Here is a 23777-nt window from a genome sequence, read left to right on the forward strand (position 1 = left end):
GAATAAAAACTGGCCTATTCCAATTCTTTAAGGAATTCTCAGGCCTAAGGAGCAGGGGAGAATGATAGAAAAACAGTATACAATTATCGCGAGTACAGGCTTCGCACGTGCAGCAGTCTTGTTAGTACGTGCGGCTTGTAAATTCAGCTCCAGTATATATCTTGAATATCAAGGGGAAGCTGTCGATCTGAAAAACACACCCAAGTCCCTCATTGATGTGATGTCACTAGGAATTAAACCTAATACCCACATTAGGATAAGAGCTAATGGCGTTGACGAGAATCAGGCTTTACAAGCGATAGAAGATCATTTGCAAAAAAACAAGTTCACAAAGAAATGAGGAAGAAAACCTCTCTTTTTTTATCATTTTCAGGGACTCGCTCCAAGTCCCCCTTTTTTATACGAGCGTTTTGTTAAATGCTTATCTTTGAAGAAACCAACTCATTTCTCTTCATATTAATGCCGAAAATCTTATAATTGGAAAGGATAGGGTTATGAAAAAGGCATCCATAAGGATGCCTAAAATGCATCTTTACTGAATGATTACCTATTGAATCCTTTTACTGGTTTACAGCATGGATTTCTTAAGTCACTTCCACAATCATATTCCTCAACGATATTTTCATTCTCTATAGATTGTGTCACTGGATAGTAATTTTCTACTCTTGTAATATTTCTATTAACATTAACAATGTGAGTCGGCTGAACACGTCTAACAGTACGTTCATTGGTTGTCGTATTTACAACATTTCTTGTGGGAGAAACAATTGTTTCTACATTGTTGCCTCCGTTACCTCCATTACCTCCATTACCCCCATTAAAACCATTGAAGCCATTGAAGCTATTGGTACCGTTGTTCCCGCGACGAGAGCCGAACATGAATTCGTCCACACTTCTAAACCCACCGTTGCTGCAGCTCATCAAAATCACCCTCTCAAAAAATCTTGTCTTACTACATAAGTTATGATGAAGAAAAAAGGTTGTCCTAGACAAGAAACTCATATTATAAAAAATCCGCTATTATTTTAGGATTTCGATACACATGACAAGAAAGGGGGCATAGTTTTCTATCATTTTGATGTAGAAAACTAGAACGAGTAAATCTCTGCAGCTTTTAGTCATGACATTGGTGACGAGTTCAGAAAGTGGTTTCAGATCACAATGTGACTGGAAGCTATAAAAGTGGAGATCCTACGGCTGCTGGCTGATAGAAGAGGCATACTGTGTATCGTTAAAGCTACGAAATGTGGATGAAAAACAAGTGCAGGTGGTTCTTTATTTTTCAGTCTAATGATGTAGCTTAAATAAGCTAAATGTAGAAAGAATTTGTTTCTCATTTTAGATATATTAAGAGAGGGGGTGTGAATAGTGAAAATAAAAAATCTTGAAATATTTGTTTCTGATTTTAATCAAACTGTAAGCTTTTATAAAGATATCCTTCAATTTAAAAGGCTGGCGTTAACTGATACATTAGCCATATTTCAAGTGGGAGAAAGCATCTTAACCTTGCACCAAGACGAAGTGAATCGCTATTACTATCATTTTGCGTTTAATATCCATTCGAATATTTTCGCACAAGCTAAAGAATGGCTGAAAAAGAAGGTTGATTTACTTGAAGAAGATGGTGACGATGAAGCGTATTTTTCAAATGCAAAAGCAAGATCGATATATTTTGAAGATCCTGCAGGTAATATTGTTGAGTTTATTTCTCGATTAGAAACCTCTCCGGAAACGAGGTCAAAAGAATTCACGCCCGACAATGTAATAGGGATAAGCGAGATTGGTTTATCTACAGATCATGTTAAAGAATGTTTTGATTACCTTTTAAAATTGGGAATTCGGCAAAGAAATGATGAACCTTTCTCAAAAAATCATTTACATTTCATGGGGGAGTATAAAGAAGGGGTCTATATTTTATTAGGTCCTGTCGGGAGAAGATGGATATTCTCGGATAAATACAGTATAGATGCACCACTTATGATGGAAACTGACAGAGGGATCATCAAAAATTTTGATTAGCAATCAAGCTTTTAATTGGTGTGTGTGATAACTTTCATGCATTATTTTTGCTTGCATTGTAATCCCTATATTCCCAAATTTTATCCTCTCTTCTGTCGGAAAATTCAGTAATAATGGCACTTCTCATATACCTGTTTGATGGTAATATGATCAATATATGTAAACGAAAGGAGCGTAGGTGGTCTGCCGAATCATTCCTGAACTGAATGTAAGAAAACCAGACGCAGGATATTTATGATGAGGAGGAGTATAAGTTGAGAAAGTTAAAAATGGGAAGTTTATTAACCGTTATGATGGCGTCATTATTCATTTTTTCTAGTCATGCACAAGCAGTTCAGTATTACACTGTCTCAACAAGCAGCGGTGCTCCCGTAAATATGCGCAGCGGCCCAGGTACAAGTTGGGGGATTGTAACTACTATTCCGAGCGGAACCCGCATCCCGATCTACTGCTACAAAACCGGTACAACTGTAACTGGAAAGTATGGAACGAGTAATATTTGGAACTACACAGAACGGACGCTTGCAAGCGGGGAGATTGTTCCTGGATTTGTCTCTGATACATATATGTATACAGGCTCAGACGGCCCGGTAGTCCCTAAATGCAGCTGGTAGTCTAAGCTGAAATCAAAAAACTAAGACAGTGATATTTTCATAGAAAGAGGGATTCAATTGACAAAACTGAAAAAGCTGAGTATGTTAACCGTGATGATCGCATCATTATTCATTTTTTCCAGTCAGGCACTTGCCGTTCAGTACTTTACTGTCTCAACAAGCAGCGGTGCGCCTGTAAATATGCGTAGCGGTCCAGGTACAAACTATCCTATTATGCTTTCCATTCCTAGCGGCTCACGTGTTCCTTACTATTGTTACGCTTACGGAACGACTGTTACCGGGAAGTATGGAACGAGTAATATTTGGGACCAAATCCAGTGGAAAGATTCCCGGGGGGTCGTGAATATTGGATATGTGTCTGACACATATGTGTACACAGGTTCAGACGGCCCTGTCGGTTACAAATGCAACTAGCTATATAATTCGTACAATAGAGTCTCTTCTTTGGGCCTATCTGAGAGAAACCATACCAACAATGTTGGTATGGTTTTTGCTATTATTATGTCTTCCGCACCTGCATTTGTGGGAATGCCGCTATCGAGCGCTTCATCTATAATATGGAACGCGGTCTTTTCATCTGTATCGAGCCACCTAAACATAAACGGCTGACCCGCAATCCTGTTCTTCCTAAAAAGGTGTACTTCACAACAAATCTCTCCTCATGGAATATCGTAGATTTTCGCATTTTAAAAGAATTTCTGATTAACAAAGTAGGATTCTAATGAAATCGCCATCTGCTCCCAGCAACATTCAAGCGAGATTAGGAGCATTTTCCCTTTGATTTTTGAACAAGATAATTGTATAATGCAAATCGTAATTATTTCGGTTTGGGAAAAGGAGTGTTGTAATGAAAATTTTATTTGCAAAGAGATTAGGGATATTTATGATTGGTTTATTACTAATATTGGCAGGATGTCAGACTTCAGGTTCATCTAAAGGTGAGTCTAATAAAACAGCAACATCATCCTCAGCAGGTGAAGAAAACTCTTCTAACACGCAAGAGCAAACATCAGAATCTCATGATCACGATCATAGCCATAGCCATAGTCATGCACATGGTGAAGAGACAGAAAAAATTCATGAAGGCTATTTTAAAAACAGCCAAGTAAAGGATCGTTCACTTTCTGATTGGGAAGGAGACTGGCAATCGGTATATCCATACCTGCAAGATGGCACTCTGGACGAAGTATTTTCATATAAATCAAAACATGAAGGTGACAAGACAGCTGAAGAATATAAAGAGTATTATAAAAAAGGGTATAAAACAGATGTTGACCGTATTGTAATCCAAAAAGATACTGTAACGTTCTTCAAAAATGGAAAAGAATATTCAGGTAAGTATACGTATGACGGGTACGAAATTCTAACATATGATGCGGGCAATAGAGGGGTAAGATACATATTCAAACGAGCTAAAAAAGCTGAAGGACTTCCTCAGTATATTCAGTTTAGCGATCATAGTATCTACCCGACTAAAGCTAGCCATTACCATCTGTATTGGGGTGAGGACCGTGAAGCTTTACTTGATGAAGTGAAAAACTGGCCAACCTACTACCCGTCTAAAATGGATGGACACGATATTGCCCATGAGATGATGGCGCATTAAATGAAGATGAACATACCGTGAATTATGGCATTTCTTCTACACAAACGGTTTTTTTTTCACTATGGAAAATTGATAGAATGGGGAAAAACAAGCTTAGTCCCTGATGGAGTTTGAATGTTTAAATACTTTTAGCTGCTGACTCCTCGTCAGCAGCTTTTTTGCCCTCTTTCGTTTTTATCCGTTTCTTTCTCTTCGCAACGGGGATTGACGGTCATTAACAAAGTTAAGATACGATCAATATTAACTTGACGGTTGGGAAAAAGCTTTTTGAAGATAGGGTGAAGAGTAAGGGAGAGTATGAGGAAAAAATGAAATGACTAAAGATGAAGAAGCTCTGGTATTATTTCAAAGTTCTGTGAGTGTATGTTATGCGAACACAACAACGAAAGCAAAAACAGTTAGAAAAAGAACCAATGGTTTAAAGCCAACGGTTCTTTTTCAATGTCATATTTAAAGCAGGAACATTGGTTAAAATGTGGCATGTGTAGCCGTGAGTTGAAAGCAGTTAACGGTGCAACCGTTCTATTGAAATCAGCACTCCATGCTTTGAACAACAAGAGACATGCTGTACTCGTTAAAGTAATATCATGAAAAAACGATGTAACCGGAAATGCTATATATCTACACGCGCCTTCCTTATTGTAGCATCGTTCCTCTTCCTATCGAACGAAAGCGCGGGTGTTCTGCGAGTATGGAGCGTCTCATTTCTTTTACTGCTGGATGGTCTGATGCAAAGAACTGGAGTTTGGACTCGTATAGCTCAACTAATTTTCCGTTATCTAGAACACCTAATGTGTCACTCAATTGATAAGCGGCTTTCAAATCATGCGTAATAAAAAAATACGATAACCCAAACTCGTCCTTGAGCTCTTTTAACAAATCGAGTATAAGCGTTTGGGTAACCATGTCCAGACTGCTGACTGATTCGTCTAAAACGATCAGTTTCGGTTTGAGCGAGATTGCTCTGGCGATATTGATCCGCTGCAATTGCCCGCCGCTGAATTGGTGCGGATATTTTGTTAAATCATTTTCACTTAGGCCTACTCTTTCCAATAACTTAATAATGGTTCGTCTTTGTTCCGCCGCAGTGAGGGTTTCATAGTTTTCTAATGGTTCTGCAATTATCTGTTCCGCCGTCATTCGCGGGTTGACGGACGAGTATGAATCTTGAAAGACAGCTTGAAGGTCACGACGGATTTTTCGCCGGATCGATTTATCTACGCTATACATATCATGCCCTTGAAAAAGGATTTGACCTGATTGCGGCCGTTCTAAACCAAGCAACACTTTTCCCAATGTACTCTTACCGGCTCCACTTGGCCCAATCAAGCCTAAGCATGTACCCTTCTCAATCGAAAAGCTGACATCGGATAGGACTTGTTTAGATTGAAATTTCCATTTGAATAATGAACGCTCCGCATAACGATGAGAGACTTCTTTCACTTGTAATAAACTCACTTGTTCACCTCATTAAAATGCGCTCTTTCGTCAAATTGACCCAATGGCACGTTCATCAATTGGCAATGTCAAACGTGCACCTAATAGCTTCTTTGTATATTCATGCTTTGGTGCATCAAACAGCTGAAGCACATCTGCTTTTTCTGTGATTCTTCCTTTCTGCATCACAGCGACTTCATCCGCCATTTCAGCAATGACGCCCAGATCATGAGATATAAGCAAAATCGCCGTTCCACATTCAGAGCGCATGGCGTCTAAATGTTTCAGCACGGTTTTCTGATTATTTACGTCTAGTGCGGTTGTGGGCTCATCCGCAATGAGAATGCTTGGATGTAAGCATACCGCGGTTGCAATCATCACCCGTTGAAGCATTCCGCCGCTTAATTGAAAAGGGTAAGATTTTAAAAGTTTAATAGGATTGGATAAGCTCACATTATGCAACGCTTCGATTGCAAGCTCCTTTGCCTGCTTTTTGTTAAAAGACGTATGAGTGCGAATCGTTTCAATCATTTGATGACCAATCGTAAAAACGGGGGTAAAAGCGTTCATCGGATTTTGCATAATATAGGCAATTTCTTTGGCGCGTATTTTGCGCATTTCTTTATCTGCCAATCCGTTTAATTCTCGGCCTAGTAGTGAAATGCTTCCTTTCACCTTGGTTGTTTTCTGATCAAGCATCTGAAGAATGGACATGCCTGTTACTGTTTTTCCACATCCGCTCTCACCAATCAGGCCAAGGACTTGACCGCGCTTCAGTTCGAAATTGACGTCTTGCACTAGAGTAGAAACTCCTTTGTGCGTTTTGGCCTGTACATGCAAATCTCTAACTTGCAGCACCGGTGATTGTTCTGTTCCCAACTTCCTCATTCCTTTTTATCATCGACGTTTGACTCCGTATTTTTCTGATAAGCTCTCGCCTAATAAATTGAACGTTACAACCACAATCATGATCATCATCCCTGGATAAATCATCAACTCAGGGTTCGTCCGGATATACGATTTACCTTCATGAATCATCGCTCCCCATTCCGCAGCCGGTGGCTGGACGCCTAATCCAAGAAACGACATAGCGGATATGTCCATAATGGCCCAGCCCATTTCCAATGTACCCATGACAACGAGGGGAGGGAGCACATTAGGTATGATATGTTTTTTCAGAATCTTCCATTGTGATGATCCATTGATTTGTGCGGCTTTAATAAAGTTCTCCTCTTTGAGACTAAGCACCATTCCTCTAAAGATTCTCGCATAATAGACCCATTGCACAAGCATGAGGGCAAGAATGACTTGAGGAAGTCCAGGTCCGAATATGCCCACTAGACCAAGAACTAAAATTAAGTTCGGAAAGGCCATCACACCATCACAACATCTCATTAACAGATGATCAATCCATCCGCCTTTATATCCCGAAATCGTACCGACGATGAGACCGATCACAAGTGAGGAAATAAAAATGAGCACTGCAAATCCCAAAGAAATTCGTGTTCCGTACAAAAGGCGGGATAAGTTGCACCTTCCTAAATGATCAGTTCCTAAAGGGAACTCCAAGGATGGAGGGTGCAGCTTATATGCCAAATGAACAGCAACAGGGTTATTCGGCGCAATCCAAGGGGCAAATACAGCAATGAGAAATAGAATTGATAATATGATGATACATGCTGTTATCACTTTTTGACTTTTACATATCATGCGTATGCTTGTGATCATCGAAACTGCCCTTCTTTCCTGGAAATGCGCGGATCAATAAACATTTGAATGAGATCAACGATTAAGCTACTCAATATAAAAAATGTGGCGGCTATGAACACATAGCATTGAATGACAGGGATGTCACGATTGAAAATGGCCTCAATAAAATAACGGCCAAAGCCAGGCCAAGAAAAAACCACTTCAACAATAATGGTTCCGGTGAGAAGTTTGCCAAGATTCATTCCTAGGCCTGTAATCATCGGAGAAATGGCCATTTTCAATACATGCTTAGCCATAATGCTTTTATTCTTCAAGCCTCTGATTTTTGCGTATTGTACATATGGTTCTTGCAGGTTTTCTATAACACTGGCGCGCAAAAGTCTTGTATACATAGCAATTAAAGGAAGCGCCAGCGTCATTGACGGCAGTACGAGGTGCTGCCATGTCCCAATTCCTTCTACTGGAAAAAGATCTAATTGAACAGAAAAGAAAAAAATCAACATATACCCTAACCAAAAAGTCGGAATGGATGCCCCGAAAAAGGAAATGAAGCGACTGATATGATCAATTGCGCGATTTCTTTTCATTCCCGCAAGGAAGCCGAGAGGCACACTGACAACCACCGCGATCAATAAACTACCAAGCGCAAGTTCGATCGTTGCTGGCATTCGGAGTGTAACCTCGTCCCAAACCGGCTTATTCGAAACATAAGAAATGCCGAAATCGAATTGGCATTTCTTCAAAATAGAGTTTACATATTGGATATAGAAAGGTTGATCTAAGCCAAACTCATGTCTTTTTTGCTCTAAAATGTCATCGGTTGGCTGAATATGCGCTGCGGCTACATACGCTTCAGCCGGGTCAACCGGTGAGAGTTGAATCATTCCAGTTGTCAGAAGTGTAGCTAAAAGAAACACTGGTATGATGGACATGATTCGTTTCAATATATAGATGCCCATAAAAGCCTCCTACTGCTTAATGCGAATACCTGTAAATGGATGTTCATCACGGTTGGCAGGGAAAGTAAAGTCTGTAATATTCTTTTGGTAGATCGCTGTCTTTTTTATATAAGAGATAGGAACGATAGCTCCCTGATCTTGAAGGGATGTTAAAATAGATGAGTAAAGAAGTTGACGCTCTTTTTTATCAGTTGTTTTGGGAACTTTTGCCATCTGCTTCAATAGCTCATCCTTGTTTGGATATGCCGAAATCGCTTCATTAAATCCAAATCCTTTTGACGCGACAATGTTTACAAATGTATGCGGATCATAAGGTGCGCCATAGTTGCTAAAGAAGTTCATATCAAATTCATTCGCTTTGAACCGTTTAACCTGAGTCGCCAATTCTACTCCTTCAAGATTCAACTTCACCCCAATCGCTGCCCACTCTGCTTGCAGCGTTTCTGCCATTGCTTTTTGAATGGATTCCGCTGAATCATACATTAAACTAAATTCAAGAGGCTTTCCGTCTTTCTCACGCACCGTCTTGCCATTCGGAAGCTTCCAACCTGCTGCATCTAATAACGCTCCCGCTTTTTCCGCATCATATTTCACTGGCTTTACATCAATATCAGACGTGTATGGGAAGGTTGTCGGCAAAATATGATCTGCTTTTTCTTCTAATCCGGAGGTAATGCCTTCCACCATGGCGTCTTTATTAAAGCCATAGTGCAGGGCTTGGCGAACACGTTCATCAGAAAGCTGTTCTTTTTTTGTATTCATGACAAGCTGTCTCGTCGCCACCGGTTCGGAAAGGCTTGTTTCATATTGACCTGTCAATTGCAGCTGCTTATATGCATCCAAACTGATGACGCCTTCACCGTAAATTAAGTCCAGTTCACCTTTTTCAAATGCAAGTACTCTTGTTTCTGCGTCTGGGATGACTTTCACCTTGATTTTCTCGACTTTAGGCTTTTCACCCCAATAATTTTCATTGCGTTTAAAAATCGCATATTCATCGGTTTTATGCTCTTCCAATACCCATGGACCCGTCCCGACCGGTTTTGTTACACCTTTTGATGTATCGCCATCCTTAGGGAACCCAGCCTCTCCTAAAAACCGAACAGGCCGTACAACAGCAAGCTCCTGAATGGTTGGATAATATGATTCAGTCAGTGTCAATTGAAATGTATGATTATCGATCACTTTTGTTTGAGCTATTTTTGTAATAAATCCTAACCAGCTATGTAACTCAGGATGTTTTAAAATGGAGTCAAAATTCTTTTTCACGATTTTTGCATTAAATGTTGTCCCGTCAGAAAATGTTACATTCTTACGCAAATGAAACGTATACACTTTGCCGTCATTAGATATATCCCAAGACTCAGCTAAATGCGGTTTAAGCTTTCCGCCCGCTTCATAAGAGACCAAAGGCTCGTACACCATTGATTGCGTAAACAATTGGGAAGGGTTATAGACATGTGGGTTTATTTCTCCTATATCTCTAGGCCAAGCAATTGTGACCATACTGTGAGGATCTTTCTTCTCTGTTTGTCCTGCATTTGTACATCCTGCTAATAAAATAGAAAAGATGAGTATCGATACGAAAGTAAATTTAATTTTCAAACGAATCTTCCCACTAAGCATCTGTATTCCCCCCCTAATTGATGTTGATAATCATTTTCATTTTAAGGAGGCAGCATACCCTTGTCAATGTAAGAATATAGGTATTGTTTTGGACCGATGTTCTGCCAACGGCAGTGGGCAGTATTCGCAACAAAAACAAGTAATTGATTTCGAAAAGGGTAACAAGTAATCCTTCGAATAATTAAGATGCAACCGACTTATCATAACCAGAACGGGAAAAGTTGTCATATTTTACTATCTTTTAATGGTGGAGAAGATCTCTATAAAAACTGAGGAGTTGGAAAAACTGAGTCAAATTAATCTACTTCTAAGATTTTCACTTGAAGTGCTGCAGTCATTTTCATAGGGGGTGTGTGCTTAGAATATGCTTTAACTTTAGCTTTACCAATTGTAGTGATTTATTATCTGGTCCATATTTGCAGGCAATGATCCTAGTCGAAGCGGTCAAACTGTAATAGCCGTGAACAAGATTATTTATTGAATTATTGATCTTTGTAACTTTTTTTGTTTTATATTGCTACACTATATAACTTCAGCTGAGCGTATAAAATGGCTCTGGATCAATATGAATGATGTAAGGTAAAACTGTGGACGTTTTAAAAAAGCTCATAGAGTTTCAGAAAGATGAAGATTTGTAATTTATATTTCCCTGGTACAGAAACTTTGTCAGGATAAGGAGTTAATCACATTACAAAACGCCATAAAGGTTTCTTATGGCGTTTAGCCGAACAGGGAGGTGCTGCTGCGGATATTAACTTAATATCTAAAGAAAGCTGCTCCAACAATGATTAACAAGATGAATAGCACCACAATTAACGCGAAGGAACTACCGTAACCATTAGACATATTGCCACCTCCTTTAGTGAGGGTAGTATAAGATATGCCAAACGATCGTTTTCGACATAGATTTACGTCTAAATAAGAAAAAATGAATTTTTTGTCTAAAAAATAAATTAAAACGCCATAAAAGTTTCTTATGGCGTCAAACAGAACAGGGAGGTACTCCTGCATATAGGGTTAAATAGGAACGCCTTCTGGATAGCCTCCGAAGAAAGCTGCTCCAACAATGATTAGTAAGATGAATAGCACCACGATTAATGCGAAGGAGCTACCACAACCATTTGAGTATCCCATATGTCCACCTCCTTTAAAAGAGGATAGTACATGATATGCGGGGGCGAGTTACTTCGAAAGGGATGCTAGTTGAAATGAATTTTAAAATGATTTTTTAGTCTAAGTTGAAATAGAGAGCATTGGAAGGGCAACAATACCAATATAGACGGATTTATGGAACGAAAACGAAATCGGAAATTGAGTCTCTCTTGAAATAATCAGGAGAAAATACGTCAACACACCATTATATACCTGCTCATTTTTATATGCACCTCTGCTTGGATATTATGTTCTGAGTAGGGGGTGCTTATTTTTGTTTGTATTTCCCAGGCTGTTACACTCCGTAAAGGAAACTTTTGATCATGAGCACTACATTACCGAACTTCTATTATCTCTATAAATGAATGTGTACATTATTAAAAATTTTATCCTAATTCTTATGTAATTTGTGTTTCTTTCTGATTTGGAGTGTAAACATAATTAACTTTCTATACATAATTAGCAATTTAAATATAAATTGAGTGAAGAAATAAACCTTCTCAACTATCCCTCTGTTGTCTTGGCAATGATTCATGCACCTTACAAGTGAATGAAGCATTAGAGCCCTACACTTAACCAAACGATAAACTCGAAGGATTGGATTAAAAAAGAGTTGTATTCTGATATTAATTTGGATATATTGTATATAAAGTATATATACAATATGATAGCGGGGTTTTATATGCAAATTATCATTTCAAATCATTTAAAAGAACCTATTTACGAGCAAATTTATGCTCAAATTAAAAAACATATTTTGACCAATGAATTACATGCAGGGCAATCCTTACCTTCAATGCGGCAGTTAGCGAAGGATTTGGATATAAGTGTTATTACAACGAAACGTGCCTATGAGGAACTTGAGAAGAACGGATTCATATATTCGGTTGTTGGGAAAGGTTCTTTTGTATCGGAGCAGGATAGTGAGATGATGAAAGAAAGAAAAATGAAGGTAATTGAAGAGCAATTGTTGACGGCAATTCAAAACAGTAAAGAAATGGGCATCTCACTTACAGAATTAAAGGGCATACTTACACTGTTATATAGGGAGGAAGAATAGTGGAAAATGTTATTGAATTCAAACATGTTTATAAATCATTTGGTGATTTTCAGCTAAAAGATATTTCAATGACAGTTAAAAAAGGATTTATAACGGGTTTTATCGGTGGTAATGGTGTTGGGAAATCTACAACGATTAAACTTATGATGAACTTATTGCAACCAGATAGCGGATCGATTTCAATATTTGGGTTAGATCATAAAGCACATGAAAAAAAAATAAAGCAACGGATTGGTTTTGTATTTGATGAAAATATTTTCTACGCACATTTAACATTAGCAGAAATGAAGGAGATTATAAGGCCCTGCTATATGAAATGGGATGATCGCCTATTTAATTACTATGTTGAAAAATTTGAACTGCCGTTAAATAAAAAAATCAAATCATTTTCTAAAGGAATGATGATGAAAGCTTCTTTATCAATAGCCTTATCACATCATGCAGAGTTAATTATTATGGATGAACCCACATCGGGATTAGACCCAATATTTCGCAGGGATTTTCTGGATATACTGCATAATATAATGCAAGATGGAAAGAAAACGATCTTCTTTTCTACACATATTACAACAGATTTAGACCGTATTGCAGATTATATTACTTTTATTCATAATGGTGAGCATATTTTCACAAAGAAATCTTATCAAATTCAAGAAGAGTATGCCATTGTAAAAGGAGGCGCGGAGTTATTAGATCGAGATACAGAACAGGAGTTTATTTCTATTCGGAAATCTAATGCTGGTTTTGAGGCATTAACAACCAATAGAACACGAATAGAAGACGTGTTTGGTGACTTAGTTTTAATCGAAAAACCAACGATTGAAGAGCTGATGTTCTATACAAAGAAAGGGGCTAAATAGGGTGTTTCACTTAATAAGAAAAGATATCATTTTACAAAAGAAATCTCTTATGATATTGCTGCCTGCTTTATTTGTTTATTTAACGTTAAATATATCATATATCTGGTCAGGTTTTGTATTTAGTATTGTCATAATAATGAACGCGTTTTCAATGGATGAAAAAGCCCGAATAAATACCCTGCTGAATTCACTGCCTTATACAAGAAGGGAAATTGTTAGTTCAAAGTACATCGGGGTACTTATTTTTACTTTGATTGTAGTTCTTACAATTTTCATAGGGAACTTGATCATTCATAGAGAACTAACAACATGGATAGATCTAATGTTTATCGTATGCCTTGTGATGGTATCTGCTTCATTTATCTTTCCATTTAGTTATCAGTTTAACAGCCAATATTTGTTCAAAGGCTCACTTATCTTACTTGGTATTTATATGGTATTAGTTAATACCTTGTTCCGAAATTTGAATGATATAATCAGAGAATGTGTTCGAATATTATTATCATTACAAAATCTTAATGTTTATTTATTAATTCTATTTTCGGTTATTATTCTATATGTTTGTTCTTGGCTTCTGTCGATTCGTATTTATAGAAATAAAGCATTTTAAAGGAAAGGTGTAGAAATTCTACAGAAAGAGATTTTTACTGAGTGGTTTAATCATCCCTATTCTCATATGTTGCAAAAGGAACGGTATCTTAAATCAATGTTTGTGATGTATTTTGACGTTAGATGTTACTCATACAACGGATTACCTGGGATAGAATTTACGGTCCAAAAACGCGAAATCGAAAACAATATTGAAGTAAAAAAGAGCCTATCTCCTTTATGAGAAGGGCTATCCACTTATTTAACATGAGTTTCTGAGTGATACATAGCTTTTTCGAATGCAGCTATTCATTTTTATCTTCGTAATCAATATCCTGCCCAATCGGATCATAAAGGGACACGTCTTTTTTGTTTTTTCATTTCGCGTACATGCATGATGAGGATTTTTTATTAATTACAAAAGGGGGGAGCATAGTTTCCTGTCACTGATTGATTAAATAAATGTTGGTCAGCTTCCTGTAATACATGTTCAGGCGGGCTACTGCGCATGTCTTAGAAGCTCCCGAGCATGGCAGAACAGTGATTCAAATAAGGGCAGCCTTGCGCAGGTTTAATCATGAGATAGATTTTAAGGGTATGTAAATGAGTAATTGAAAAAACCAACTAAAATGTGGGTTCTTTGTATGCGCTAACGGGGTAATAACTATTCTTCATCTTCAAAGAAACCGAATAGTTTTTCTTCATCATATTCATATTTACGTCCTAGATTATCTGTATCTCTTTCGTGCTGTAAAAGAACTTTATAGTTTTTTTTCTTTGAAGATTCGTTTTCAGTAACACTTAGGACGGTTACTTTATCGTTCTCATATGTCTTTGCAAAAAGTTTCATCTCCTCAATTGTATCCTTTAAATCTGTTTCATCACCATTAAAAAAGTCTAAAGAAACTTCAGTTGTGTATTTTTCAATCATGGCTAGCTCCCTGCTAATATGTTAGTTCTTAAAGGATAACGGAAAATCTAATTAACAGCTATCACTGGATGGTGAAAGAGGTTCAACAGTTGCAGAGAGTACTCTATGGTTCAGCAACTCTAATGTGAAATTGGAGTGTTGCTCAGTATGGATGAGATGGCGATCAATGGCCGGTGCCGGATAATTACATAAATAAAGAAGAAGCAAGTAGGATGAGAAAGCATAAAAGGTAAGTAGCACCGGGTAAAAGTATCGGGGGAGATATATACAAAAACAGAGAAAAATCTTTCTGAAGCTAAAAATAGAGTGTGGTGCGAAGCTGATATAAACTATATCACAGGTTACAGAGGGAATGACAGATTACTTTATTCGAATGAGGGTATAAAACAACAGATTTATTATAAAACGTTTGTTAAGTTAAATAATGGAGGACATAGTTTTTAATGAAAAAAATAGTTGTATATGGAAAAGATTTTCAAAATAAAGAAGGGTTACATAATGCATTAAAAGATAAATTAGACTTCCCAGACTACTATGGGGGAAATTTAGACGCTTTATGGGATTGCCTTACAGGGTGGATAGAGTTGCCGTTAACTTTAATCTGGAGAAATTTTGAGTGTAGTAAAAAGTTTTTAGGTTCATACGCTGATGATGCATTAGAAGTTTTACAAGAGGCTCAAGAGGAATTAGAGGATGAGTTTAAAATAATAATAGAGTAGACTTTCTTTTTTGGTTTTGTGAATTTGAAAAAAGTTACAGGCATTGTTTTTTTATCGCCTTCATGTCTATATATATGGCAAAATTCATGAGCGAAATCATACCATTGTTCAGTTCGGCTTTTTCGGCTGTCCAAGCATATATTATAAATTCCGCTGTGTTTAAGTGCGAAGCTTGTTACAGGTTTAAACGAAAGCCTGATATCTAAAGCCTTGGCAATCCGTTCAAAATTAATTTGTTCTGGTTCTTTAATATCAATCTTCCTGTATAAGTTTTCAATCCAATCCTCTAAATGACTGTTTGTATACCTCAAGATGAAAAACCTCCTTAAAGACGACAATATAAAAATTGGATTCGTGAAATATTATAGGGAAAACTAAGACTTTTTTCACGGGAAAATGCATCTAAGATAAGGGTGGTGTTTCTTGAAGAGCTGCTAAGTAATTAATGACAATAATCGATAATGAAAAGTGTTTGTTTCATAATTAGAGCCATATTCGGTTTAGAGTTAGAGGTATTTAGGCTGCAAAAAGAAAAAGTTGAAACGGAGGAATACATGCAATGCGGAGTGAACAGGTTATGATGGACATTTTTTTAGACTTTGCTTTGAATGATGAAAGAATCCGATTGGTTACTTTGGAAGGATCACGTACAAACAGAAATATTCTCCCCGACAACTTCCGAGACTATGACATTTCTTATTTTGTAACTGATATGGAATCTTTTAAAGATAATGATCGGTGGCTTGAATTCTTTGGTACTCGCATTATGATGCAAAAACCCGAAGATATGGAGCTTTTTCCTCCTGAATTAGGTAACTGGTTTTCATACATCATTCTTTTTGAGGATGGTAACAAATTAGATCTAACCCTTATTCCAATCAGTGAAGTAGAAGATTATTTTGCTAAGAACGATGGTTTGGTTGAGGTCCTGCTTGATAAGGATAATTTCATCAAAAATAAAGTAATCCCAAATGATCGTCAATATTGGATTAAAGAGCCTTCTGCAAGGGAATTTGATGATTGCTGTAATGAGTTCTGGATGGTTTCGACATACGTAGTAAAAGGATTAGCAAGAAAAGAAATACTTTTTGCAATTGACCATTTAAATGAGAATGTACGTCCTAATTTATTGAGAATGATGGCGTGGCATATTGCATCCCAGCAAGGGTATTCATTCAGTATGGGGAAGAACTATAAATTTATTAAACGTTACCTTTCAAATAAAGAATGGGAAGAGCTAATGTCTACATATTCTATGAATGGGTATCAAGAAATGTGGAAGTCGTTATTTACTTGCTATGAATTATTTAGGAAATATTCAAAAGTTGTATCAGAAAGTCTTAGATATAAGTATCCAGATTATGATAAAGTCATCACAAAGTATACGGAAAGTATTTATAACTCATTAAAATGAATGCATAAACCCGCCTCCTTAGCGGGAGGTTTTCTTGTGTACAAAGAAGAAATTAAACTAATGAAAAAAGAAGAGTCTATCATAATACTCTTCTCTAAATTGTTTCAGTCTTCATTTTTCCTTTCCTTACAAATACCATGATTCCAGGGATGATCATAAGTATAGCTGGTATTAAGTAAAACCAATCAATACATATAAGTCCTCCAACTCCTGAGATAAAAAGTAAAACACTGCTCAACTTTGGTTTGAATAAGACAACAATTGAAGCGGTAACCCAACGCATGAAAAGATCAAAGATACCCATGCACCAACAAGGAGGTCGCTCGTCATTTCAAAGTATCTGATCAAATGAAAAAATAAATCAAGGTAGGCGATACCTAAAGCTAGAATAGATGCTACAACACCCAATAGGCTCCCTATCAAACTTAAAAAAAACTCAATGGTTCTCTTCACAATAAACGCTCCTTATGTAATAAGCAACTTCATTTTTATATATTAGAATATAAAAGCAACATAAATGAAAATATAAATGAGAAAGACAACGGTGTAAATAGTGGTTATTCATACGAAGGATTGAAAAAGAAGGACACGCAGCAGATTCATTTGCTCTTGTTGGGGGGCAAGTGTTGACAACTCTATTAGCTGGCTTAATTAAAGAAGGAGTATAAAACCTGTATCAAAGATGTTACTAGATATCTACGACACAGGTTTTATATTTAGGTAACTAATATTCTTATATTTAACTTTGCATTTTTTTATTCTGCAATAGTTGATTCTATTTCTGTTTTCAATTTTTCAAACCACTCTAAATTAACCAAGTGATGTGAACGGGAATTTTCGTTCATACGGCGAAAGTAATCGATTGTGCCGGGAATTTCTTGAGTGATGGACAGGTATTCATCAAGGAGCTCGATTCGAGTTTTAGTCTGATCGATTTGTGATTGGATCAGATCCAGTAATTTATTTTTGTCGAATTCATCGGCAAAGAGTAACGCCCCATAAAATTGCAGGTTCACATATTCCGATTTGGTGCCGTATTTGATCATTAATTTTTCGAATTCTGCCCTTCCCGAATCTGTGACTTTGTAGTTACGGATTTCACGCCCGCTGGTTGAGGGTTTCTGCTGAATCTGTTCAATTAAGCACTTTTCTTCAAGTTGCTGCAGATTGTAATAAAATGAACCTTTCGTGAAGTTAACAATGTATTTGTAATGACGTTTTTCCATTAAGGCCAGAAGTTCATAGCCGTGAGCTCCGGGGTTTTGGATTAGCAAGCCAAGGATAAGTAAGGGAATCATGGTTTCATCACCTTCGCCATCTGCGCCTCAAATTCCGCGTACGTAATTTTACCCGAAGCCAAATCCATACTATGAAGGTAAATCTGTTCTGTTTTAGAATAGTCACCATTCACTTTCAGTGATTGCTCCTCTCCCGAAATGGGTTTCAAGATATGGTACTTTTTCGAAAAAGCCTCGAAATAGCGGTAACCGAATTTGCGTTGTGAAGCTGCGTCTAAATGAATGCCATCAGGATTCGCAGTCAAACCTGCTGCAGTAACAAAATAACAATTCTGTTGTTCGTTGGCAAAACGAAGCAATTGTTCATTAACCTGTCGAAATTCAGTCGCGTGCTGTCCAAAACCGGTCTTCCCAAGAAAGTCACCAAGCCCTCCAATAATCAACGGTACCTCATCAATTTCCAACTCGTTTCTTAGCGTCTCGATGATAAGAGTTAATTTCTCGTAATAAGTTTCATGTAGCGAACGATAACTATCACTCTCACCTTGGTGCCAAAGGATTCCACAAATTTGACTGGACCGGAGGGCGAAGCGGGCTTCGGACAAAGCATGCTGAAAAAGGATGCCTTCCGGATGCCAGTCATTCAATGAACTGCCACCTTCCGCACAAGGGATCAAGCCAATTTCTTCATCGGGATGAGCTTTCGACCATGCATCTGCAAAAGATGCCGCTAGGCCAACGCCGGAAACCGGACGGTCATAATTAATCGGCTCTGTCATCATCTGCCACTGTCCATTGCGCAGCATTTTTATTTTTTCATTATAGATAGGGTCTACTTCATTCAAAAATCCACGGCCCGCCATATTCGACTGCCCCAACATTAAAAAAGACTTTATCATCTCATTTTTCACTTCTTTACATCAATATTTTAGTCTAATTAGACTATAGTCAATTCAGTTTGTCTTGTAAAGTTATAACAAGGTTTTATTTTTTTATTAGTATGTATGAAAAACAAACTAACATTGAAAATTTGGTGGATGTATTTGAGAAATAGCAAGTTCTTTTACTTTTTCTTATCCAACTATCGGGGGTTTTAGTTTCAATAACGATCTTCCACAATCGGGCGCGATTATTGAACAAGAACTAAAGGAGTGATACATATTAGTCATGTATAATATGTATCACTCCTTATTTTTTATGGCTTTTTTTGATTTAGGTCTTGATAAACAACGAAAAAAACAACAAAAACCCTGTCATGTAAGGGTTCCTATGAGGTTCAAAATCATTTTTCATAGGAAATACGTTCAATGATGGGGGTTTATCCTAAATGAAATGGATTGTTAAAAAGGGAGGGCTATGTTGAAAGGGTTAAATATCAATAAAAAATTTTTAAGCATAAAGAGGAAGAGCGTCAAAACTCTTCCTCTTTTATTTGGATAGAATACCGAAAATTTCTCTTGGGAAAATTTATTTTTTAGCAAATCCCTGTTTATTTAAATACTCAAGCATGAAGGGGAGTTTGCTTCTTTCGAGATGGTCCTCAATATGATCTTTCCATCCCTTTACTTTTTTCACTGTGAAAGGCGCTTTAACAGGACGATTCTGGTAATACTCACGCATCTGTTGATCATAGGTTGCTAATTTTTCATCATCTAGCGATTGATACTGATTATCAAACATGACCATCGATTGAGGCAAACGTGGTTTTAATCCAGGTTTCTCTTCAGCAGGGTGGCCTATGCATAGCCCTACTAAAGGAACCACATGTTTTGGTAAATGTAATATCTCAGTTAATTCTGTAATATGTAGTCTAATTCCACCGATATATACGCCACCGAGTCCCATTGATTCGGCTGCAGTCAAAGCATTTTGAGCCATTAGCCCAGCATCAAATGTACCTATTAAAAGGTATTCAATATACTCAAGATCTACATCGGGAGCGATTTGATGATTTCGGTTAAAATCTGCACAAAAAATCCAAAACTCTGCTGCCTCTTCAATATAAGGCTGGTTCGCAGAAAGCTCCATTACTTTTTTTCGAAGATCTGGATCTGTAATTCTAATGATAGAAACGGCCTGAAGAAGGCTGAAAGATGAAGTCTGATTAGCTGCCTTAAAGATTGCTTCTCGTTGCTCCTTTGTGAGAGGTTGATCTGTAAAAGACCGAATGGAAGTATGATTACAAAGTAATTCAATTGTATTGTTCATATTGACACTCTTCCTTTCTTACATATTAGATTCAAGCTGATTAAGTTGGGCTAGAGTTACTTTTGAAAAAAGTGTAACTTGTATACAATATGATAAAATCAGCACTCTAATTTATGAAGAGGGCAATTTAAATTGCCGTAGTGCATTTTTTTGTACTTAGTACCAAAAACTGGATAAAAAGGTGGCTAGATTTTGTTAAAACGAATTTGAAAAAGAATTTAAATGGAATAAACAAAAGATCCGGCAAATGTCCCGAAAAAGGAAGCTTGTGTCAACCTGCTTAGTTAGTAAAAAAAAGCTGTCACATTCGACAGCTTCTGATCTTTTAACTCTTGCCCCGTTACTTTAATACATTTCTTCATAAACTCTTATCGTAAAATTACTCTATCTGCTCCCCAAACTTCTTTCCGAACTCTTCCATCAAATCAATTATAGGAATGAATTCTTTCCCTTTTGAGGTTAGTGAATACTCTACACGAGGAGGAACCTCAGGAAACACCTCTCTCTTAATTAATCCATCTGTTTCTAATTCTCTCAGCTGCTTTGTAAGAGAACCTTGTGAAATGTCCCATAAAAAAGCTTTAATTTCGCTATAACGACGTTTTTTTGTTTTTAAAAACCAGAGAATAATATATTTCCAGCGTCCCGAAAGCATATTTTGGGCATATGCAATTCCATATACTTCTCTCTGTTCCTTTATATACTCTTTGTCAAATCCATCCTTACATATTTTAGACACCTTTTCACCTGCTTTCTGCTGTTAAGTACAAAAAAATGTACTACGGCAATTTATATTGCCCTCTTTAAATAGATGAGAAATGATTTTATTCTAGTATATGTAAAAGAATTATTCAATTCGTTTTTCATATCTAATGATTATATGTTGCGATTTGGTAAACAAATAATTGTGTAACTTTAAGCAGAATTATTCTTTTTATATACAAATCCTTTAGGAGGGAAAATAGTGAAATTCGGAATTATAGGTGCAGGAACAATTGGGTCAATTATTTCTAAAAAATTAGTTGAGAATGGGCATGATGTCAAAATTGCAGATGCAAGGGCAATTGAATATTTAGAAGGAAAAAAGCTTGCTGGAACCCCTGTGCGCGTAAAGGATGCAATTAAAAACATTGATGTTCTGATCATATCTCTTCCTACAAAAGCAATGTCAAGCATTCGAAATATGATCGATCAAGTCGGAGAGGATGTAATCATTGTAGATACTTCAAATTATTATCCTTTTAGAGACGACAAAATTGAAGAAATCGAGAACGGGATGGTTGAAAGTGTTTGGGTATCAAATCAATTAGGCAGACCTGTCATTAAAGCATTCAACAATTTATTAGCCTATACTTTAGAAAATGAAGGAACAACCGTAGATTCTAGTGAACGAATCGCGATAGCAGTTTCTGGTGATGACACATCACAAAAACAAGTAGTCATAGACGTAGTATCCGAGTTAGGCTTCGATGCAATAGACAGTGGTTCTTTAAGTGATTCTTGGAGACAGCAACCAGGAACTCCTGCTTACTGCACAGAGCTAACAAAAGATGAACTTACGAAAGCGTTGAAAAAGGCGAATAAAGAAAAAGCACCGTTACTACGCGACAAAGTGATGGAAATATTTGCAGAGAAAAAGGATGTTAAATTTTCACACGAGGATGTTGTGAATCTAAACAGAGAAATATACAATTCATAAAAACAAGCTATCATAAGGAAGAAATTAAAAATTATAGAAAATGAAAGTAAAGAGTATAATAAAAATAAACATTCATAACGTGCAAGATGGTTTTATAATGTTGAAGGCCTAATGAGTGTAGTAAAAACCGGTGGTTTAATACTATCGGTTTTTTTTACTGCTTTTATATACTCATTGAAAATCACCTCATTATTAGAACAAACAGTTGTTACATAGCATTACCCAAGGGGTGATGCATTTTATGAAGGTGATAATCATCGAGGGAACGCAAGCTGGCAAATGCATTAACGATTGCTATCATTATTTAATAAAACGTTATAGGAAGGAGATCCAGGGTGATAGCCATATATGTAAGGGTATCGACCGAAGAACAAGTGATCAAGGGATCGAGCATTGACAGCCAGATCGAAGCCTGCATAAAGAAAGCAGGGACTAAGATGTGCTGAAGTATGCTGATGAAGGGTATTCTGGTGAGTTGTTTGAACGTCCAGCTTTTAACCGCTTAAGGGAGGACGCAAGTAAAGGACTCATAAGCAAGTTATCCTCAATGACTCAGCTATCATTGATGATGATTAGTCTAATTCCATTTGACAGTAATGGTATTAAGCATTTTAATATTTACTCACTTTGTAGATACAGACAGATTCAAATGTTGGTTTCATAATAGTTGGAGATCAAGTTAGGGACTAAAGGAAGGAAAGAACCTTTCTTTTTTACTTGGAAGGAAAAAAACCGTGCCCATTTTGTGCCCAAAATAGATATAAAATGATGCAATGAGTGTGTATTGGATAACTTCAGATGCTTGAAAGCTTCTGTAACTGCAAATACTTCCACTTTATTGAGGGCAACGAACTAATAAAGAGATACCAAAAAGCCATTTTGGTATCTTCTTTGTGTTTTTTTAGAGCTATTAAATCCATCTAGGAGCATCATGACTTGGCATCAGCAACAGTAACTTAATACTATATCGAATCTATTTGAGGAAACTGATTGATGATATATTGCTTGAAGTTTTCAGCGACAGGTGATAGATACTTCCCTTCAATCCAGGAAATACCAACTGTGCGCTCGAACCTTGGCCAACTAATGCGAACCTTTGCGATATTTGTTTGGTCTAAGCCTTTAAAATCAGGAAGAATTGAAACGCCCAGACCTGCTGCAACAAAACCTGCGATTGTAGCAGCTTCTTCGCCTTCAAATACAATGTTTGGGGTAATATTAACCTGTTCAAATATATGATCTATGGTTACTCGAAGAGCAAAACCTTCTTTCATTAAAACAAAAGGCTCATGAGCAATGTCGTTTAAGGTAATCTCCTGACGAGTAGCTAACACATGATGTTTGGGCAAGAATAAAAAGAGCTCCTCCTTCCATAAGGGTTTCCACATTATATTTGATTCGACTGGAAAAGAAGCAAGCAGGCAGAGATCTAGTTCACCTGATTTTAGTTTATCTAAAAGCTGATTAGAGTGAGACTGGTTTAGTTGGAAATGAACATTTGGGTATTGATCTTTAAATGCTCCAATTAAATTTGGAACGATGGTTGTACCCAGTGTGTGTAAAAAGCCTAAAGACACTTCACCTTGATCTGGTTGTAAAAGGGATTGAATTTCTTCCCTTCCTTCAGTAAATTCTTTCATGATGGAATCGATCCTCTTGAGGAATCTTTCCCCATATTTATTTAATGTAATGGACCGGCCTTGTCTATCAAAAAGCGGAACCCCTAAGTAATTTTCTAATCTAACAATAGACCGAGAAAGTGCTGGCTGTGTTATTGATAACGTTTCAGCAGCTTTAGTTACATGCTGTATACGAGCAAGAGTTTGAAAGTACTCTAATTGTTCCCATTCCATTAAAACATCCACCTTTTTATAAATCATTACATAAAAGAATTAAAATCATATTTATTATGCATTATACATCATAATTTATTAGTG

Annotated in this window: 26 protein-coding genes and 3 pseudogenes; 13 read left to right on the forward strand and 16 right to left on the reverse strand. The window is 37.0% G+C overall.

The window, feature by feature from the left end; translation table 11 throughout:
- Positions 1 to 61 precede the first annotated feature (61 nt).
- Positions 62 to 340, forward strand: coding sequence for an HPr family phosphocarrier protein (locus DIC78_RS18150; RefSeq protein WP_095713407.1), 279 nt, complete (start codon positions 62 to 64; stop codon positions 338 to 340).
- A 203-nt stretch (positions 341 to 543) separates the two neighbouring features.
- Here DIC78_RS18150 and DIC78_RS18155 read toward each other — a convergent pair whose 3' ends face one another.
- On the reverse strand, positions 544 to 891 hold the full coding sequence (locus DIC78_RS18155; RefSeq protein ID WP_223255290.1) for a CotD family spore coat protein: 348 nt from the start codon (positions 889 to 891) through the stop codon (positions 544 to 546).
- 477 nt (positions 892 to 1368) lie between these two features.
- Here DIC78_RS18155 and DIC78_RS18160 point away from each other — a divergent pair, with 477 nt between their 5' ends.
- The 3 genes from DIC78_RS18160 to DIC78_RS18170 all read left to right on the forward strand — a co-directional run bounded on the left by DIC78_RS18160 (position 1369) and on the right by DIC78_RS18170 (position 3047).
- On the forward strand, positions 1369 to 2019 hold the full coding sequence (locus tag DIC78_RS18160) for a VOC family protein (protein ID WP_127696719.1): 651 nt from the start codon (positions 1369 to 1371) through the stop codon (positions 2017 to 2019).
- A 254-nt stretch (positions 2020 to 2273) separates the two neighbouring features.
- Positions 2274 to 2633 (forward strand): SH3 domain-containing protein, encoded by a 360-nt coding sequence (locus DIC78_RS18165; protein ID WP_127696720.1) that lies wholly within the window; start codon positions 2274 to 2276, stop codon positions 2631 to 2633.
- Positions 2634 to 2690: 57 nt separating this feature from the next.
- A complete protein-coding gene (locus DIC78_RS18170) occupies positions 2691 to 3047 on the forward strand; it encodes an SH3 domain-containing protein (protein WP_024122261.1) in 357 nt (118 codons plus the stop codon).
- Positions 3048 to 3061: 14 nt separating this feature from the next.
- Here DIC78_RS18170 and DIC78_RS22210 read toward each other — a convergent pair.
- A pseudogene (locus DIC78_RS22210) lies at positions 3062 to 3279 on the reverse strand (aldo/keto reductase); the annotation flags it as partial.
- Positions 3280 to 3480: 201 nt separating this feature from the next.
- Here DIC78_RS22210 and DIC78_RS18180 point away from each other — a divergent pair.
- Positions 3481 to 4239 carry a metal-binding protein ZinT gene (locus tag DIC78_RS18180; protein WP_127696721.1) on the forward strand — a complete coding sequence of 253 codons (759 nt, stop codon included), beginning with the start codon at positions 3481 to 3483 and terminating at the stop codon, positions 4237 to 4239.
- 313 nt (positions 4240 to 4552) lie between these two features.
- A complete protein-coding gene (locus tag DIC78_RS21685; protein ID WP_174754430.1) occupies positions 4553 to 4693 on the forward strand; it encodes a hypothetical protein in 141 nt (46 codons plus the stop codon).
- Between the two features lie 182 nt (positions 4694 to 4875).
- Here DIC78_RS21685 and nikE read toward each other — a convergent pair whose 3' ends face one another.
- The 7 genes from nikE to DIC78_RS18220 form a co-directional block, all read right to left on the reverse strand.
- Entirely contained in the window at positions 4876 to 5697 is an 822-nt protein-coding gene (gene nikE / locus DIC78_RS18185) for a nickel import ATP-binding protein NikE (RefSeq protein ID WP_106020160.1), read from the reverse strand.
- Between the two features lie 30 nt (positions 5698 to 5727).
- Positions 5728 to 6555, reverse strand: a complete 828-nt coding sequence (gene nikD / locus DIC78_RS18190) for a nickel import ATP-binding protein NikD (RefSeq protein WP_106020159.1) — start codon at positions 6553 to 6555, stop codon at positions 5728 to 5730.
- Positions 6556 to 6573: 18 nt separating this feature from the next.
- A complete protein-coding gene (nikC, locus tag DIC78_RS18195; RefSeq protein ID WP_095713400.1) occupies positions 6574 to 7404 on the reverse strand; it encodes a nickel ABC transporter permease subunit NikC in 831 nt (276 codons plus the stop codon).
- On the reverse strand, positions 7401 to 8345 hold the full coding sequence (gene nikB, locus DIC78_RS18200) for a nickel ABC transporter permease subunit NikB (protein ID WP_106022546.1): 945 nt from the start codon (positions 8343 to 8345) through the stop codon (positions 7401 to 7403). Before nikB ends, nikC begins: the two co-directional genes overlap by 4 nt.
- 9 nt (positions 8346 to 8354) lie before the next feature.
- On the reverse strand, positions 8355 to 9971 hold the full coding sequence (gene nikA, locus DIC78_RS18205; RefSeq protein WP_106022545.1) for a nickel ABC transporter substrate-binding protein: 1617 nt from the start codon (positions 9969 to 9971) through the stop codon (positions 8355 to 8357).
- 756 nt (positions 9972 to 10727) lie between these two features.
- On the reverse strand, positions 10728 to 10817 hold the full coding sequence (locus DIC78_RS18215; RefSeq protein ID WP_024122253.1) for a YjcZ family sporulation protein: 90 nt from the start codon (positions 10815 to 10817) through the stop codon (positions 10728 to 10730).
- 171 nt (positions 10818 to 10988) lie between these two features.
- Positions 10989 to 11105, reverse strand: coding sequence for a YjcZ family sporulation protein (locus DIC78_RS18220; RefSeq protein WP_010335054.1), 117 nt, complete (start codon positions 11103 to 11105; stop codon positions 10989 to 10991).
- Positions 11106 to 11805: 700 nt separating this feature from the next.
- Here DIC78_RS18220 and DIC78_RS18225 point away from each other — a divergent pair.
- Genes DIC78_RS18225 through DIC78_RS18235 form a run of 3 tightly spaced genes read left to right on the forward strand, consistent with a single transcriptional unit; the run spans position 11806 to position 13653 of the window.
- Positions 11806 to 12183, forward strand: a complete 378-nt coding sequence (locus DIC78_RS18225; RefSeq protein WP_106022544.1) for a GntR family transcriptional regulator — start codon at positions 11806 to 11808, stop codon at positions 12181 to 12183.
- Complete coding sequence (locus tag DIC78_RS18230) at positions 12183 to 13043, forward strand: ABC transporter ATP-binding protein (RefSeq protein ID WP_127696722.1); 861 nt, start codon at positions 12183 to 12185, stop codon at positions 13041 to 13043. The genes DIC78_RS18225 and DIC78_RS18230 overlap by 1 nt, the downstream gene beginning before the upstream one ends.
- Before the next feature lie 49 nt (positions 13044 to 13092).
- Positions 13093 to 13653 carry an ABC-2 transporter permease gene (locus tag DIC78_RS18235; protein ID WP_240671149.1) on the forward strand — a complete coding sequence of 187 codons (561 nt, stop codon included), beginning with the start codon at positions 13093 to 13095 and terminating at the stop codon, positions 13651 to 13653.
- A gap of 642 nt (positions 13654 to 14295) precedes the next feature.
- Here the strand turns inward: DIC78_RS18235 and DIC78_RS18240 are convergent.
- Entirely contained in the window at positions 14296 to 14562 is a 267-nt protein-coding gene (locus DIC78_RS18240) for a hypothetical protein (protein ID WP_127696724.1), read from the reverse strand.
- Between the two features lie 443 nt (positions 14563 to 15005).
- Here DIC78_RS18240 and DIC78_RS18250 point away from each other — a divergent pair, with 443 nt between their 5' ends.
- Entirely contained in the window at positions 15006 to 15281 is a 276-nt protein-coding gene (locus tag DIC78_RS18250; RefSeq protein WP_106020152.1) for a barstar family protein, read from the forward strand.
- A 29-nt stretch (positions 15282 to 15310) separates the two neighbouring features.
- On the opposite strand, the pseudogene DIC78_RS18255 reads toward DIC78_RS18250, so the two are convergent.
- Positions 15311 to 15592, reverse strand: a pseudogene (locus tag DIC78_RS18255) (ImmA/IrrE family metallo-endopeptidase); the annotation flags it as partial.
- Between the two features lie 248 nt (positions 15593 to 15840).
- Between DIC78_RS18255 and ant(6) the strand changes: the two are divergent.
- Complete coding sequence (gene ant(6), locus DIC78_RS18260; protein ID WP_106020151.1) at positions 15841 to 16695, forward strand: aminoglycoside 6-adenylyltransferase; 855 nt, start codon at positions 15841 to 15843, stop codon at positions 16693 to 16695.
- A 755-nt stretch (positions 16696 to 17450) separates the two neighbouring features.
- Here ant(6) and DIC78_RS18270 read toward each other — a convergent pair.
- The 4 genes from DIC78_RS18270 to DIC78_RS18285 form a co-directional block, all read right to left on the reverse strand.
- Positions 17451 to 17993 carry a PadR family transcriptional regulator gene (locus DIC78_RS18270; protein WP_060399085.1) on the reverse strand — a complete coding sequence of 181 codons (543 nt, stop codon included), beginning with the start codon at positions 17991 to 17993 and terminating at the stop codon, positions 17451 to 17453.
- Positions 17990 to 18832, reverse strand: coding sequence for a sialate O-acetylesterase (locus DIC78_RS18275; RefSeq protein WP_024122239.1), 843 nt, complete (start codon positions 18830 to 18832; stop codon positions 17990 to 17992). Before DIC78_RS18275 ends, DIC78_RS18270 begins: the two co-directional genes overlap by 4 nt.
- A gap of 568 nt (positions 18833 to 19400) precedes the next feature.
- The gene (nfsA, locus tag DIC78_RS18280; RefSeq protein WP_106020149.1) at positions 19401 to 20141 is read right to left on the reverse strand and encodes an oxygen-insensitive NADPH nitroreductase; all 741 of its coding nucleotides are present in this window, start codon (positions 20139 to 20141) and stop codon (positions 19401 to 19403) included.
- 379 nt (positions 20142 to 20520) lie between these two features.
- The gene (locus DIC78_RS18285) at positions 20521 to 20880 is read right to left on the reverse strand and encodes a winged helix-turn-helix transcriptional regulator (protein ID WP_024122237.1); all 360 of its coding nucleotides are present in this window, start codon (positions 20878 to 20880) and stop codon (positions 20521 to 20523) included.
- 225 nt (positions 20881 to 21105) lie between these two features.
- On the opposite strand from DIC78_RS18285, the gene DIC78_RS18290 reads away from it, so the two are divergent.
- Both DIC78_RS18290 and DIC78_RS21910 read left to right on the forward strand, forming a co-directional pair.
- Positions 21106 to 21840, forward strand: a complete 735-nt coding sequence (locus DIC78_RS18290; protein WP_127696725.1) for an NADPH-dependent F420 reductase — start codon at positions 21106 to 21108, stop codon at positions 21838 to 21840.
- 335 nt (positions 21841 to 22175) lie between these two features.
- Positions 22176 to 22381: pseudogene (locus tag DIC78_RS21910) on the forward strand (recombinase family protein); the annotation flags it as partial.
- Positions 22382 to 22802: 421 nt separating this feature from the next.
- On the opposite strand, the gene DIC78_RS18300 reads toward DIC78_RS21910, so the two are convergent.
- Complete coding sequence (locus tag DIC78_RS18300; protein WP_127696726.1) at positions 22803 to 23693, reverse strand: LysR family transcriptional regulator; 891 nt, start codon at positions 23691 to 23693, stop codon at positions 22803 to 22805.
- Positions 23694 to 23777 lie beyond the last annotated feature (84 nt).

The sequence above is a fragment of the Bacillus halotolerans genome, assembly GCF_004006435.1.
GTDB classification, from domain to species: Bacteria; Bacillota; Bacilli; order Bacillales; family Bacillaceae; genus Bacillus; species Bacillus halotolerans.